Genomic DNA, 15149 nt, shown 5'->3' on the forward strand with positions numbered 1-15149 from the left:
AACATCTGGGGGCGCGTGCGCAGCACGACACAAGATGTATGCTCGTGCTCGCTGTCGCCGCAGGGGAATCCGGCGCGAATCCGGAACTGTCCCGCAACGGTGTACGTGTGCGCTTTTGCGTACCCGTGAGTCCGATGACCTGCCGATGGCCGTCTGCATACGTCCGGGCCCCGCGGGTTGGGTCGATGGACGCTGCGTGGAGTGCCGTGGAGCGGAATCGGCATGCCCGTGAGCGGCCATCGCGCTCCGCCCTCGAAGGCCCCCAGCCGAGCGAGGGAGAACACTTCAGTGACCATCGCGCCCGCCGATCCGGTTTCAGAGGCAGCGGATACATCGGCAGCGGCCGACGCGCCCGGGACCGCCCTGCTGCGGACCCTGACCGCGCTCACCGCCGACCTGCCCGCCACCGACCCCGGCAAGGTCGCGGCCGCCGCCCTGCGCGGCCGCCATCCCGGTTCGGACGAGGCGGAGTTGCGCTCCCTGGCGACCGAGGCGGCGGCCGGACTCATCGGCGAGGAGCCGGAGTACTCCAGGCTCGCCGCGCGGCTGCTGACCCGCGCGATCGCCGAGGAGGCGGCCGGGCAGGGCGCGGACTCCTTCTCCGCCTCCGTCGCCGTGGGCCACCGCGAGGGCCTGATCGCCGACTCCACCGCCGAGTTCGTGACCGCCCACGCCGCCCGGCTGGACGCGCTGGTCGACCAGGCGCTGGCCGACGGCGCCGACGACCGCTTCGGCTACTTCGGGCTGCGCACCCTGCACAGCCGCTATCTGCTGCGCCACCCGATCACCCGTCAGGTGATCGAGACCCCGCAGCACTTCCTGCTGCGGGTGGCCTGCGGGCTCGCCGAGGACCTGTCGGACCGGGCGCTGGCGGACGTCGCCGAGCTGTACCGGATGACCAGCACGCTGTCGTACCTGCCCAGCTCCCCCACGCTGTTCAACTCCGGCACCCGGCACCCGCAGATGTCGTCCTGCTATCTGCTGGACTCGCCGCTGGACGAGCTGGACTCGATCTACAACCGCTACCACCAGGTGGCGCGCCTGTCGAAGCACGCGGGCGGCATCGGCCTGTCGTACTCCCGCATCCGCGCCCGCGGTTCGCTGATCCGCGGCACCAACGGGCACTCCAACGGCATCGTGCCGTTCCTGCGCACGCTGGACGCCTCGGTGGCGGCCGTCAACCAGGGCGGCCGGCGCAAGGGCGCGGCCTGCGTCTACCTGGAGACCTGGCACGCGGACATCGAGGAGTTCCTGGAGCTGCGGGACAACACGGGCGAAGAGGCCCGCCGCACGCACAACCTCAACATCGCGCACTGGATCCCGGACGAGTTCATGCGCCGGGTCGAGGCGGACGCCGACTGGTCGCTGCTCTCGCCGGTGGACGCGCCCGAGCTGGTGGACCTGTGGGGCGAGGAGTTCGACGCCGCGTACCGCAAGGCCGAGGCCGAGGGGCGGGCGGTCAAGCAGGTCCCGGCGCGCCAGCTGTACGCCCGGATGATGCGCACCCTCGCGCAGACCGGCAACGGCTGGATGACGTTCAAGGACGCCGCCAACCGCACCGCCAACCAGACCGCCGAGCCGGGCCGGGTCGTCCACTCCTCCAACCTGTGCACCGAGATCCTGGAGGTCACCGACGACGGCGAGACCGCCGTGTGCAACCTCGGCTCGGTCAACCTCGCCGCCCACCTCGGTGAGGACGGCCAGATGGACTGGGAGCGGCTGGACCGCACCATCCGCACCGCCGTGACCTTCCTCGACCGCGTGGTGGACATCAACTTCTACCCCACCGACGAGGCCGGGGCCTCCAACTCCCGCTGGCGCCCGGTCGGGCTCGGCCTGATGGGCCTCCAGGACGTCTTCTTCCGGCTGCGCCTGCTGTTCGACTCCCCCGAGGCTCAGGCCCTGTCCACCCGGATCTCCGAGCGCATCATGCTCGCCGCGTACGAGGCGTCCTGCGACCTCGCCGAGCGCCACGGCCCGCACCCGGCCTGGGCCGAGACCCGCACCGCGCGCGGCGTGCTGCACCCGGACCACTACGCCGACGCCCAGGTCACCTGGCCCGAGCGCTGGGAGGCGCTGCGGCGGCGGATGGCCACCACCGGCATGCGGAACTCGCTGCTGCTGGCGATCGCGCCGACCGCCACCATCGCCTCCATCGCGGGCGTGTACGAGTGCATCGAGCCGCAGGTCTCCAACCTCTTCAAGCGCGAAACGCTCAGCGGTGAGTTCCTCCAGGTCAACAACTACCTGGTGAACGACCTGAAGAAGCTCGGCGTCTGGGACGCCCAGACCCGTGACGCGCTCCGCGAGGCCAACGGCTCGGTCCAGGACTTCTCCTGGGTGCCCCAGGAGGTACGGGACCTGTACCGGACCGCGTGGGAGGTCCCGCAGCGCGCCCTGATCGACATGGCGGCGGCCCGTACCCCGTACCTCGACCAGAGCCAGTCGCTGAACCTCTTCATGGCGGCGCCGACCATCGGCAAGCTCAGCTCGATGTACGCGTACGCCTGGAAGCGCGGCATCAAGACGACGTACTACCTGCGCTCCCGCCCGGCGACCCGGATCGCCCAGAGCGCCCGCGGGGGCGCCGCCACGGCGACCGTCCCCGCTCAAGCGACGCCCGCCGACGACGACGCGGTCGCCTGCTCCCTGGAAAACCCCGAGTCCTGCGAGGCCTGCCAGTAATGCCCACCGCATCCGAGATGACCACCGTGAACACCGCGCCGGGCCATACCAAGAACCTGCTGGACCCCGGGTTCGAGCTGACCCTGCGGCCGATGCGGTACCCGCAGTTCTACGACCGCTACCGGGACGCGATCAAGAACACCTGGACCGTGGAGGAGGTCGACCTCCACTCGGACGTCGCCGACCTCGCCAAGCTCTCCCCCGGGGAGCAGCACCTGATCGGCCGCCTGGTGGCGTTCTTCGCGACCGGCGACTCGATCGTGTCCAACAACCTGGTGCTGACGCTCTACAAGCACATCAACTCCCCCGAGGCGCGGCTGTATCTGTCGCGGCAGCTCTTCGAGGAGGCCGTGCACGTCCAGTTCTATCTGACGCTGCTGGACACCTACCTGCCCGACCCGGACGACCGGGCGGCGGCCTTCGCCGCGGTCGAGAACATCCCCTCCATCCGGGAGAAGGCGGAGTTCTGCTTCCGCTGGATGGACTCGGTGGAGAAGATCGACCGGCTGGAGAGCAAGGCCGACCGGCGGCGCTTCCTGCTCAACCTGATCTGCTTCGCTGCGTGCATCGAGGGGCTGTTCTTCTACGGCGCCTTCGCGTACGTGTACTGGTTCCGCTCGCGCGGTCTGCTGCACGGCCTGGCGACCGGCACCAACTGGGTGTTCCGCGACGAGTCCATGCACATGGAGTTCGCGTTCTCGGTCGTGGACACCGTCCGCGAGGAGGAGCCCGACCTCTTCGACGACGAGCTGGAGCAGCAGGTCACCGACATGCTGAAGGAGGCCGTCGAGGCGGAGCTGCAGTTCGCCCACGACCTGTGCGGCGACGGGCTGCCGGGCATGAACACCGAGTCGATGCGGGCGTACCTGGAGTGCGTGGCCGACCAGCGCCTGAAGCGCCTCGGCTTCCCCGCGGTCTTCGGCTCGGAGAACCCGTTCTCCTTCATGGAGCTGCAGGACGTCCAGGAGCTGACCAACTTCTTCGAGCGCCGCGCCTCGGCCTACCAGGTCGCGGTGGAGGGCTCGGTCTCCTTCGACGACGACTTCTGATCCGGGCGTAGAGCGCGAGGGCCGGATCCCTGGCGGGGTCCGGCCCTTCGCCGTGTGCGGTGCCGCGCGGGTGAGCGCGCTCAGTCGTTCGGCACCGTCTCGTAGCGCGCCGTGCCCTCGGCCATCTGCCGGAGCACGTCCTTGCGGTCGCGCTTGGAGAGCCGGTCGATGTAGAGGTAGCCGTAGAGGTGGTCGGTCTCGTGCTGCAGGCAGCGCGCGAAGTAGCCGGTGCCGCGCACCGCGATCGGCTTGCCCTCGGCGTCCTGGCCGCGCACCACCGCGTAGTCCGGGCGGGCCAGCTCGCAGTAGGCGGTGGGGACCGACAGGCAGCCCTCGTTGGAGTCGTCCAGCACCCGGCGGTCGGCGGGCAGCTCCTCCAGCACCGGGTTGCAGACCACGCCGACGTGGCGTACGCCCTCGTCGTCCATGCAGTCGTAGACGAAGACCTTGAGGTCGACGCCGATCTGGTTGGCGGCCAGGCCCACGCCCTCCGCCGCCCGCTGGCTGGCGAACATGTCGTCGATCAGCGCCGCCAGCTTCTCGTCGAACTCGGTGACGTCCTTGCACTCCTTGTGGAGCACCGGATTGCCGACAACGGTGATCGGGCGGGCGGTGCCGCGCTCGCGGTACGCCCGCTCGCGCTCCTCGCAGTCCTCCGTGTCCACGACGAACTCGTCGTCCACCTGCTGCTTCGTGGTCCCTTGCTGCGACATCGTCCGCCGTAGGCCTTCCCTGTAACCGTGATGCGTCGCCCTACAGGGTACGGCCCACCCGGAAGGCAGGGGGAGCAGCGCCCGATCAGCGGCCCCCGCGGCCCCTTCCGGGCCGTCAGCAGACCTCTTCCAGGTCCCGCCACTCCCGGGTGTCCGGGCTGTCGGCGACCCAGCCGTCCAGCAGCCCCCGCACCAGCCCGCTGGGCGCCGCGATCCCGCATTCGCGCTCGGCGACCCACAGCGAGCCCGAGCCCGCCGTACGGTGCCCCAGCGGGCCGGGGTGGCCCGGCTCACTGTGGTCGTGCGGGTCCAGGTGGTCGCCCTCGCCCTCGTCGCTCGGCATCCGGCTCTCCGAACAGGAGCGGCACAGCAGCCGCACCGACGACGACCAGTCCTCCGCCGCGAAGCCCGCGTCCGCCGCCAGCCGCTCCAGGGCGTCCCGGTCGGCCTCGGTGGCCGCCTCCAGCAGCACCACCCAGGTCGGCACCGGGGACGGCGCCCACAGCTCGATCTCGTCGAACACCGGATACGCGGGCCCGGCGGCGGTGACGCGCTCCCCGTGCGGAACGCCGTCGTGCAGCACCACCTCGCCCCAGCGCCGCCCGGAGGACGGCAGCGGGATGGACAGCACCTCGATCCGGGCCGGGTCCAGCCGGCGGCCCCACACGACCTCGGCCTCGCCCTCCGGCGACAGCCGCACCGCCGCGCTGCCCAGCTCCATGCCGAGCGGCTCACCGGACGCGGACGCCTCGCCGGGCACCTTCAGCCCGTACGCCTGCCAGGCGCGGCGGGCCAGCGGCCAGTCCTGGAGGGCGGTCGCTGCGATGCCCACGTTCCACCAGTCGGGAGCGCCCGCCTCGCGGTCCAGCAGCGCGACCGCGCGCAGCCCGGCGGCCCGGGCCTGCTCCCAGTCGTGCCGGAACTTGTGCAGCAGCGCGAGGTTGAACCAGGACTCCGACAGCCACGGCTCCAGATCGGCGGCGCGCGTCAGCAGCGCGCCCGCGTCCTCGTACCGGCCATCGCCGATGAGCGTGAACGCACGGTCCGTGGCCTGCCGCCATGAGGCGGACGGCCGGTGCCGTACCTTGCCGAAGATCTTCACGATTCCCGCCTGCCGGTATCGAAGTAGTCCCGTACCAGAGCCCTACGCGGACGGCGTCGCCCTCCCTGGAAGACAACCTGCCACACATCCGCGGACATCTCAGCCCAGCCCCTCCCCCTTCGGCCGGGAGACGATGCCCACCACACCTCCTTGCCACCGGCCATCGGCCCGACACCCCTCTCTCGCATCCAACCATGCCTTTTGGGAGACCCGCTCATTACCCGCGAGTTCCGGGTTCCTCACCCGGTTACCCACCGGGTTCCACCCCGGCCTTCCCTCCGGGTTCCTCACCGGGTTCCTCACCGGGTTCCTCACCGGGGGCGGTCGTACGCCGGGCGGGACAACACCGTCGCCAGCGCCTCGACCACCGCCGGGTCGAAGTCCCGCGCGGTGCCCAGCCGCAGCCGCTCCAGGGCGCGCAGCGGCGCCGCTCCCCCCTGTCCCGCGGCCGCCGGGCCGCCCGCCGCCTCGGTGTACGCGTTCACCGCGCGCACGATACGCGCGGACAGCGGCTGTTCGCGGTACGGGTCCGCCTGCCGTTCGACGATCACCGCGACCTCCGCGGGGACCCCCGTCTGCCGTACCACGGCGCCGCCCAGCCGCGCGATCCGCCGCTGCTCGGCGCGGGGCAGCGGCTCGGTCGCCCCGGCCGGGACCGGGTCCACCAGGGACAGCTGCCCGATGTCGTGCATCAGCGCCGCGTATTCCAGCACAGTCAGGGCGGGCTCGGAAAGCCCCAGCTCACGCCCGACCGCCCGGCTGAGCCCGGCGACCTTGCGGGCATGTCCGGCCGGGGTGTAGCCGGCGATCTCGGTCGAGCGGGCCAGGGAGGCGATGGTCTGGCGGCAGGTGGCCCGGATCGCGGCGTAGCGGCGGAACGAGTACTGGATCAGCAGCGGCGGCAGCGCCAGCACCGGCAGCGCCCACAGCCCGGCGACGGCCACCGTGAGCGCCATCACCACCCCGGTCGCGCAGATCGCCGACCCTATGCCGGTCAGCGCCCGCAGCTCGTCGCGGAGCAGCGGACCGTACGGCCAGCCGGTGCGGGCGCGGGCCAGGGCGGCGGCGAGCACCGCGTCGCACAGCGCGGTCAGGGCCAGCACGCCCAGCAAGTAGCCGACGAGGGCGGGGCCGTGCCCCAGCCAGGAGGCCAACCGGCCGGTGTGGTGCAACGGTTGGAAGCAGGTGGCCGCGAATCCCACGGTCAGCACGCGGCGGGCGGTGTGGCCCGGGTCGGCCGGGCGCCCGAGCGCCATGCGCGGCACCAGGCCCGTCAGCGAGGCCGCCACGACGACGGTGACGACCTGGAGCACCCCATGGCTGGTGGGCTCCCCGCCCAGCCGCCCCAGCAGGGCGTACCCGAGGGCGCCAGCGGCGGCGAGGGGCGTGGGCTCGCCGCGCTGCTCGTGCGCCCCGCTCGCGCGCGGGAGCGCGGCCGGGGTGTCGCAGCACCGGATGGCCTCCCCGAGGGCGATGAGCAGCCCGAAGGCGAGCGCCGCCCCCGGCTCGCGTATCCCGTGCCACTCCGTCCAGGCGAGCGCCACCACGGCGAGCGCCCCGGCGGCGCCGTACACGGCGGCGAGGACGCCCCCGCCGCCCCGCCGTGGTGCGGGCCGCACGCTCCCGCCCCGCGCCCCACGGGCCCGCCGAACCGCCCGCGCGTGCGCTTCAGCAAGCCGCCGGAGTCCCATGGGCTCCCCATCGAGGCGGCGGGCCACTCCCGCCTGCCCCGCGGCCCACACCGCCGCGTCCCGATCCCGGTCCGGATCCGGGCCACCGGCTTCTCGCTCGCGTGCGGAGCCGGGCGCGCCGCGGCGCCGGGCGGGGGTCACGGGGCGCCGCCGGGGCGCGGGGCTTCCGGAGGCGGCGGGGTGGCGTCGGGGGCGCGCGGGGCGGTGGCGGCGCGTACGAGCGGGGGCGGCGGGACGTTTCCGCGCTCGTCGGCGGCGGACGCGGCGCCCGTCACCGCCTCCGTACGGGCCTCCGTACGGGCGTCCGCGGTCACCGCCGCGTGCCAGCCGTGCCGGTCCAGCGCGCGGGCCAGGGCCCGCACCATGCGCGGGTCGAACTGCGTGCCCGCGCACCGCTTCAGCTCCGCGACCGCCGTCTCCACCGGGCGGGCCCGGCTGTACGTACGCGTCGAGGTCATCGCGTCGAAGGCGTCCGCGACCGCCACCACCCGCGCGAACTCCGGGATCTGGGAACCGGCCAGCCCGTACGGATAGCCGCTGCCGTCCAGCCGCTCGTGGTGGTGCAGGATGGCCGTCCGCGCCTCGCCCAGGAAGCGGATGCCGCGCACCATCTCATGGCCGTATTCGGGGTGCAGCTCGATGACGCGGCGCTCCTCGGGGGTCAGCGGACCGTTCTTGCGCAGCAGCCGGGTGGGGACGCCGAGCTTGCCCACGTCGTGCAGGATGCCCGCGATGCGCAGGGCCTCCAGCCGGTCGCCGTTCATGCCCAGCTCGCGGGCGATCATCACGGAGGCGCGGCCGACGCGCTCGCTGTGGCCCCGGGTGTAGCGGTCCTTGATGTCGACCGCCTGGACCAGGGCGCGGATGGTGGCCTGGTGGGCGGCGCGCTCGCGGTGACAGAGCGCGAAGACGCAGGCGCAGACGTACATCGGCAGCAGCACCAGCAGGGCCGCCGCCGGTCCGTACGGGCTGCGCCACAGCACGGCCATGGCGAGCCCGGCGGGCCCGTGGACCAGCTGGGGCGCCAGCGCGCTCAGGGGCCGGCCGCGCCAGGCGGCACGGGCCGAGCGGCGCTCGGCGAGGACCAGCACCCCGCCCTCCAGCGCGGCGGTGACCAGCCCCAGCACGAGCGCGGCGGCCGGCGCGGCGGCCAGGGCCCGCGGAAAACCGGGCACACCGGGGTTCTCGGCGGCGCGCAGGGCGTACGGGCCACCGAGCGCCCGGAAGGCGTACGCGGCGGCCCAGACGGCCAGTGAGAGCTGTGCGGCGCGCCAGGCGCGCCGCACCGGCGCGGGGTGCCGCTCGACCCGGCCCAGCAGCGCCCCGGGCACCGCGACGAGCGCCGCGGCGGCGGGCGGCAGCAGAAAGGCCCCGGCCAGCAGGACGGGGCCGCACCATTCGGGGGACGGGGCCCGCACCGTACGGGACCCCACCGCGTACACCGCGGCGAGCAGGATCACCGTGGCCCAGGGGACGGCCGTGTGGGGACGCAGCACCGGGGCCGCGCACAGCGCCCCGGCGAGCACGGCGCTCAGCACATAGGCGCGCGCCCCGAGAGGAAGTGCCCGCAACGACCGCCCTCCTCCCCATCCGCATCCGGTCGCCGCCCCACGTCAGGGGCGGGTCAGATTGGGGAGAATAGGGCCGCATGCGGCGGGCGGGAGCGGATGGACCGCCCGATTGCACCCCTTCGGGTGATGATCGGACCTTCGGTAAACGCCGCCCGCGCTCCGCGGGCCAGGGTCACTCCTGGGCGGTGGTGGGCGTACGCGCCTCGGGGGAGTCCGCCGTCTCCGCGGTGAGCTCACGCTCGGGCACGGCCTCGCCCGACCGGATCAGCTCGATGCGGCCCATGACCTTCGAACGGAGGTCGCTGGGCACGTCGTCATGCCCGCAGCACCGCTTGACCAGCTTCTTCACGGCCTGCTCCAGGCCGTACTTCTCCAGGCAGGGGGAGCACTCGTCGAAGTGCACCTCGAATTTGGCGCAGTCGCCGTCGGGCATCTCGCGATCGAGGAACTCGTAGAGATGGTCGAGGACCTCGGAGCAATCCGTCTCGTGCGGCTCTCCGCAGCTCATGAGTCCGCGCCTTTCCGATCGTGCGACTCGTCCGCCGCCGCACCGGACGCGCCCGCCGGGACGAGCCCGCGCCCACGGGCATAGTCCTCCAGCATGCCGCGCAGCTGACGGCGCCCACGGTGCAGCCGGGACATCACCGTACCGATGGGTGTCCCCATGATGTCGGCGATCTCCTTGTACGCAAACCCCTCGACATCCGCGAGGTAGACCGCGATCCGGAACTCCTCGGGAATGGCCTGAAGGGCCTCCTTGACATCCGAATCCGGAAGGTGATCCAGGGCCTGGGACTCGGCGGACCGCAGACCGGTCGACATATGCGACTCGGCGCGGGCCAGCTGCCAGTCCTCGATCTCCTCCGCCGCGCTGCGCTGGGGTTCGCGCTGCTTCTTGCGGTACGAGTTGATGAACGTATTGGTGAGAATGCGGTACAGCCACGCCTTGAGGTTGGTGCCCTCGCGGAATTGGTGGAAGGACCCGTACGCCTTCGCGTACGTCTCCTGCACGAGGTCCTCTGCGTCGGCCGGATTACGGGTCATCCGCAGCGCGGCGGAGTACATCTGGTCGAGGAACGTCAGGGCGTCCCGCTCGAAGCGCGCGTTGCGCTCGGCGGACGTCTCCTGCCGCTGCTCGGCCGACTCTCCCTCGATGACGCCGTCGGTCTCTGCGTCGGTCCCAGTGACCTGACCCACCTCCTCCGTTTTCGCGGCGGGGCCGGATGCGGACCCGCTCGAATCGGAGAATAGACGACGATCCGGTCCGCCCGCCGCCTCGATCTTCGCGGTCTGCTCCGCCTCCAGCTGACGCCAGTCCAGGTCAGCCGCCTGCGGGCGGGCCGGGCAAGCAAGCGAACCCATGTGGGGAACTCCCTCTCCTCGTGCTGGTGCCTCTTGGTCGCGGTCAGTACCTACGACGCCTACAACACCAGCCCCCCGCCCCGCATTCCCGTGACCTCGCGCACACGGCGCTCAGCCCGCGAGCCGCACCAGCCACTCCCCCACCGCGTCGGTGATCACGGCGAGGGCTTCGGGTTCGGTGATGTCCGCCGACTTCGGCACGGCGAAGCCGTGGTCACCGTGCTCCACCTCGACCAGCTCCGTGCCCTCCGGCAGCTCCGGGAACTCCCCGGGGCGGCCGAAGGGGTCGCGGCCGCCCTGGACGACCAGCGTCGGCAGGCCCGTGGACAGCAGTTCCCCGGCGCGGGACTTCTCCGGCTTGCCCGGCGGGTGCAGCGGGAAGGACAGCGCCAGCACCGCGCGGGCGCCCAGCTCCGCCCCCGTACGGCAGGCCACCCGCGCCCCCGCGCTGCGGCCGCCCGCGACGACCGGCAGACCGGGCCGCTCCAGCGCGGGCCACAGCGCGCGCCAGCCGGTGTCGAGGGTCTTGGGGGCGGGCGCGACCTTCTTGCCCGCCACCCGCCACGGCTGCTCCACCAGCGCCACGCTCACCCCCAGCGGCGGCAGCGCGGCGGCCAGCGCCCGCAGGTCGCGCGCCTCGATGCCGCCGCCCGCGCCGTGCGAGACGGCCAGCGCGGTGTGCGCGGCGGAGGCGTGGTGCCAGGTGATGCGGGCGTCGCCGACCGGGGTCGGCACGGTCTCGGTGGTGGGCGTGGTGCCGGGCGTGGTGCCGGACGGAGGGGTGCGCGTCATCAGAACAGGGTGCCCTCTTCCGGAGCCTCCAGCTCCGTCAGCAGCTCCGGGCCGTTGTTACGGACATCACTCACCCCGGTCGCGACGGGGTACGCGCGCAGCAGCCCCGCGGGCGGCGGCGCCAGCAGCGGACGCAGATCCTCGGGGTCGGTACGGGCGGGATCCAGCCAGGAGTCCCAGCGGTCCTCGGTGAGCACGAGCGGCATCCGCGGATGGATATCGGCCAGCGAGCCCGGGCCCTCTCCCCCGGCGCCGACGCCGCCGCCTGCGAATGGCTCCCGCTCCGCCTCGGTGGTGATCACGGTGCAGGTCACCCACCAGGCGCGGGGATGCTCGTCGGGCAGCGTGCGGTCCCGCCAGAACTCGTACAGCCCGGCCATCGCCATGACCGAACCGTCCACCGGGGTCACGAAGTACGGCTGCTTGCGCGGCCGTTTGCGCTTCCCCTTCTCCTCCAGCTGCCGCTCCCCCGAGCCGGTGACCCACTCGTAGTAGCCGTCGGCGGGCAGGATGCAGCGGCGCGAGGCGAACGGGCGCCGGTACGAGGGCTTCTCGTGCACGGTCTCGGCCCGGGCGTTGATCATCTTCGGGCCGCCCTCGGGGGACTTCGCCCAGGACGGGACGAGGCCCCACTTCAGCGCCCGCAGCTGACGGACCGGCCGCGGCCCGGCGGCTTCGGCCTCGGGGCCCTTGAGCGGGCGTTCCAGCACCGCGTACACGTCCTTGGTGGGCGCGACGTTCCAGTCCGACGCCAGAGTCTCCTCCGGCTCCCACTTCTCCACCCCGAAGAGCCCGACGAGATCCTCGGGTCTCCGGCTCGCTGCGTATCGACCGCACATAGGTGCCACACTGCCACGACGCAAACCGACGCGAGGAGCCGCCCGCACATGGACGCAACGAACGCCGCCGATCTGTGGGACCGGGTCGTGGGCGCTCAGCCCGACCCCACGCTGTGGCTGGTCGCCTCCACCGGGCTGATAGCCCTCGCCGTCGTCGTCTTCCGCACCTCCTGGCGCATATCCCGCAACGCGATCACGATCGCCCACGAGGGCGGTCACGGACTGATCGCACTGCTCAGCGGGCGGCGCCTGGACGGCATACGGCTGCACTCGGACACCTCGGGGCTGACCGTCTCGCGCGGCAAGCCCACCGGCATCGGCATGGTCCTCACGGCGGCCGCCGGGTACACCGCGCCCTCCCTGATCGGGCTGCTCGGCGCCTGGCTGCTGGCCGCGAACCACATCACCGCGCTGCTGTGGGGCACGACGGCGCTGCTGGCCGCGATGCTGGTGATGATCCGCAACGCGTACGGCGTGCTCACGGTCGTCACCGCCGGGGCCGCCTTCTTCCTCGTCTCCTGGCTGACCGAGCCGGACGTACAGGCCGCGTTCGCGTACGGCGTGGTGTGGTTCCTGCTGATCGGCGGCGTGCGTCCGCCGTTCGAGCTCCAGGGCAAGCGGCGGCGCGGCGGCGCGTACGACTCCGACCCCGACCAGCTGGCCCGGCTCACCAATGTCCCGGCCGTGGTGTGGCTGCTGCTCTTCCACGTCGTCTCGCTGTGCTCACTGATCGGCGGCGGCCGCTGGCTGCTGCGGCTGTGACCCGTACACACCCTCGGCGCACCCCTCCACCGCCTGTACCAGCGCTGTGTTTCGACTGGGTTTCGCCACTTTTGATCGAGATTCGCACTCTCGGTGAGCCACTAAAGTGAGACCCATGACCGGCATTGAGACTTCCCCGGGCGACCACACCGCCCTCTGGCCCGCCCCGACCGCTGACGGGGCGGTCGACGCGACCGTCACCGTGCCCGGATCGAAGTCCGTCACCAACCGCGGTCTGATCCTGGCCGCGCTCGCCGCCGAACCCGGCTGGCTGCGCCGGCCGCTGCGCTCGCGCGACACCCTGCTGATGGCCGACGCGCTGCGCGCGATGGGCGTCGGCATCGAGGAGACGGTCTCCGACGGCGCCTTCGGCGCGGGCGGCTCCTCCGGCGGCGGCGAGGCGTGGCGGGTCATCCCCGCCGGACTGCACGGCCCGGCCACCATCGATGTCGGCAACGCGGGCACCGTGATGCGCTTCCTGCCGCCGGTCGCCTCCCTCGCCGACGGCCCGGTCCGCTTCGACGGCGACCCGCGCTCGCACGAGCGCCCGCTGCACGGCGTGATCGACGCGCTGCGCGCGCTCGGCGCCCGCATCGACGACGACGGCCGCGGCGCGCTGCCGCTGACCGTGCACGGCGGCGGGGCGCTGGACGGCGGCCCCGTCCGTATCGACGCCTCGGCGTCCTCCCAGTTCGTCAGCGCGCTGCTGCTGTCCGCGCCGCGCTTCAACCAGGGGGTCGAGGTGCGCCACATCGGCGCCGCGCTGCCCTCCCTGCCGCACATCCGGATGACCGTCGACATGCTGCGCGCGGCGGGCGCGCGGGTCGACACCCCGGAGGCGGGCGGCGAGCAGGGCGTCTGGCGGGTCGCGCCGAGCGCGCTGCTCGGCCGGGACCTGGTCGTCGAGCCCGATCTGTCCAACGCGGCGCCGTTCCTGGCCGCCGCCCTGGTCACCGGCGGCCGGGTGACCATCCCGGACTGGCCCGAGCACACCACCCAGCCCGGTGACGCGCTGCGCCGGATCTTCACCGACATGGGCGGTTCCTGCGAGCTGACCGACGCCGGGCTGACCTTCACCGGCGGCGGCCGGATCACCGGCATCGACGCCGATCTGCACGAGGTCGGCGAGCTGACCCCGGTGATCGCCGCGGTCGCGGCGCTGGCCGACTCCGAGTCCGTCCTGCGCGGCATCGCCCATCTGCGGCTCCACGAGACCGACCGGCTGGCCGCCCTCGCCAAGGAGATCAACGAACTCGGCGGTGAGGTCGCGGAGACCGAGGACGGGCTGCGGATCAGCCCGCGCCCGCTGCACGGCGGGATCTTCCACACCTACGAGGACCACCGGCTGGCCACCGCCGCCGCGGTCCTGGGCCTGACCGTCGAGGGCGTCCAGATCGAGAACGTGGCGACCACGGCCAAGACCCTGCCGGACTTCCCCGGCCTGTGGACCGGAATGCTCGACGCGACACCATCCGCGGCGCGGGGAGCCTGAGGGCGTTCCGCCATGCGCCGCTACGGCAAGCACACCGACGAGGACGACGTACGGGTCCGCCCGAACCGCAAGGGGAACCGCCCGCGCACCCATATCCGCCCCAAACACGAGGACGCCTCCGAGGGCATGGTCCTGACCGTCGACCGCGGCCGGCTCCATGTCCTCATCGAGGGCCGCACCATCATCGCCATGAAGGCCCGTGAACTCGGCCGCAAGGGCGTCGTGGTCGGCGACCGGGTCGCGGTCGTCGGCGACCTGTCCGGCGCCAAGGACACCCTCGCGCGCGTGGTGCGCGTCGAGGAGCGGTCCTCGGTGCTGCGCCGGACCGCCGATGACGACGACCCGTTCGAGCGGGTGGTCGTCGCCAACGCCGAGCAGCTGGCCATCGTCACCGCCCTCGCCGATCCCGAGCCCCGGCCGCGGCTGATCGACCGCTGTCTGGTGGCCGCGTTCGACGCCGGGCTGGAGCCGCTGCTCGTCCTCACCAAGTCCGACCTGGCGCCCGCCGACGACCTCCTGGAGACCTACCGGACGCTCGGCGTGCCCTATGTCGTCACCAACCGCGACGAACTGGCCGACGGACAGGCCGCGGACCGGGTACGGGAGCGGCTGGCGGACCGGACCACGGTCTTCGTCGGCCACTCAGGCGTCGGCAAGACCACCCTGGTCAACGCCCTGGTGCCGGAGCGCAAGCGGGCCACCGGACGGGTGAACGCGGTCACCGGCCGCGGCCGCCACACCACCACCTCGGCGCTCGCGCTGCCCCTTCCGGACGACAAGGGATGGGTGATCGACACGCCGGGCGTCCGGTCCTTCGGGCTGCACCATGTGGACCCGACGAGGGTCATCCACGCCTTCCCCGATCTGGAACCCGGCACCGACGGCTGCCCGCGCGCCTGCAGCCACGACGAGCCGGACTGCGCCCTGGACCAGTGGGTGACCGACGGCCACGCCGACCCGGCCCGGCTGTACTCCCTGCGGAGGCTGCTCGCCACCCGCGAACGGCGGGAGGGCGACTGACCCGGCCCGGGCCACTGCCGACGGCCACGTTTGCCGCCCACTCGGTGAGGTAAAGGGATAATCGCACCACC

Annotated in this window: 13 protein-coding genes and 1 riboswitch; of the genes, 5 read left to right on the forward strand and 8 right to left on the reverse strand. The window is 72.9% G+C overall.

From position 1 onward, the window contains the following. Positions 1-21: 21 nt before the first annotated feature. Positions 22-162, forward strand: a riboswitch (cobalamin riboswitch). A gap of 126 nt (positions 163-288) precedes the next feature. Then, positions 289-2685, forward strand: a complete 2397-nt coding sequence (locus ACFZCY_RS09390) for a ribonucleoside-diphosphate reductase subunit alpha (protein ID WP_391170631.1) — start codon at positions 289-291, stop codon at positions 2683-2685. A 17-nt stretch (positions 2686-2702) separates the two neighbouring features. Continuing rightward, positions 2703-3734: a ribonucleotide-diphosphate reductase subunit beta gene (locus tag ACFZCY_RS09395; RefSeq protein ID WP_234356833.1), complete on the forward strand. Its 1032-nt coding sequence runs from the start codon at positions 2703-2705 to the stop codon at positions 3732-3734. A gap of 80 nt (positions 3735-3814) precedes the next feature. Here the strand turns inward: ACFZCY_RS09395 and def are convergent, their stop codons facing one another. From def to ACFZCY_RS09435, 8 genes are all read right to left on the reverse strand, one after another. Then, positions 3815-4447: a peptide deformylase gene (gene def / locus ACFZCY_RS09400; protein ID WP_391170633.1), complete on the reverse strand. Its 633-nt coding sequence runs from the start codon at positions 4445-4447 to the stop codon at positions 3815-3817. A gap of 115 nt (positions 4448-4562) precedes the next feature. Next, entirely contained in the window at positions 4563-5549 is a 987-nt protein-coding gene (locus ACFZCY_RS09405; protein WP_391170635.1) for a tetratricopeptide repeat protein, read from the reverse strand. A 311-nt stretch (positions 5550-5860) separates the two neighbouring features. Beyond that, positions 5861-7240: an HD domain-containing protein gene (locus tag ACFZCY_RS09410; RefSeq protein ID WP_391170637.1), complete on the reverse strand. Its 1380-nt coding sequence runs from the start codon at positions 7238-7240 to the stop codon at positions 5861-5863. Between the two features lie 137 nt (positions 7241-7377). After that, positions 7378-8811: an HD domain-containing phosphohydrolase gene (locus ACFZCY_RS09415; RefSeq protein WP_391170639.1), complete on the reverse strand. Its 1434-nt coding sequence runs from the start codon at positions 8809-8811 to the stop codon at positions 7378-7380. Positions 8812-8983: 172 nt separating this feature from the next. Beyond that, positions 8984-9319, reverse strand: a complete 336-nt coding sequence (gene rsrA / locus ACFZCY_RS09420; protein WP_391170641.1) for a mycothiol system anti-sigma-R factor — start codon at positions 9317-9319, stop codon at positions 8984-8986. Continuing rightward, positions 9316-10008, reverse strand: a complete 693-nt coding sequence (locus tag ACFZCY_RS09425; protein ID WP_391172085.1) for a sigma-70 family RNA polymerase sigma factor — start codon at positions 10006-10008, stop codon at positions 9316-9318. Before ACFZCY_RS09425 ends, rsrA begins: the two co-directional genes overlap by 4 nt. 276 nt (positions 10009-10284) lie before the next feature. Then, a complete protein-coding gene (locus ACFZCY_RS09430) occupies positions 10285-10965 on the reverse strand; it encodes an alpha/beta family hydrolase (protein WP_391170644.1) in 681 nt (226 codons plus the stop codon). Beyond that, entirely contained in the window at positions 10965-11804 is an 840-nt protein-coding gene (locus ACFZCY_RS09435; RefSeq protein ID WP_391170646.1) for an SOS response-associated peptidase family protein, read from the reverse strand. Before ACFZCY_RS09435 ends, ACFZCY_RS09430 begins: the two co-directional genes overlap by 1 nt. A 48-nt stretch (positions 11805-11852) precedes the next feature. On the opposite strand from ACFZCY_RS09435, the gene ACFZCY_RS09440 reads away from it, so the two are divergent. From ACFZCY_RS09440 to rsgA, 3 genes are all read left to right on the forward strand, one after another. Beyond that, a complete protein-coding gene (locus tag ACFZCY_RS09440) occupies positions 11853-12566 on the forward strand; it encodes a M50 family metallopeptidase (RefSeq protein ID WP_391170648.1) in 714 nt (237 codons plus the stop codon). 115 nt (positions 12567-12681) lie between these two features. Continuing rightward, a complete protein-coding gene (aroA, locus tag ACFZCY_RS09445; protein WP_391170650.1) occupies positions 12682-14058 on the forward strand; it encodes a 3-phosphoshikimate 1-carboxyvinyltransferase in 1377 nt (458 codons plus the stop codon). A 12-nt stretch (positions 14059-14070) separates the two neighbouring features. Next, positions 14071-15078 carry a ribosome small subunit-dependent GTPase A gene (gene rsgA / locus ACFZCY_RS09450; RefSeq protein WP_391170652.1) on the forward strand — a complete coding sequence of 336 codons (1008 nt, stop codon included), beginning with the start codon at positions 14071-14073 and terminating at the stop codon, positions 15076-15078. Positions 15079-15149 lie beyond the last annotated feature (71 nt).

This window comes from Streptomyces sp. NPDC007983 (assembly GCF_042958345.1).
In the GTDB taxonomy this organism is placed as follows: Bacteria; Actinomycetota; Actinomycetes; order Streptomycetales; family Streptomycetaceae; genus Streptomyces.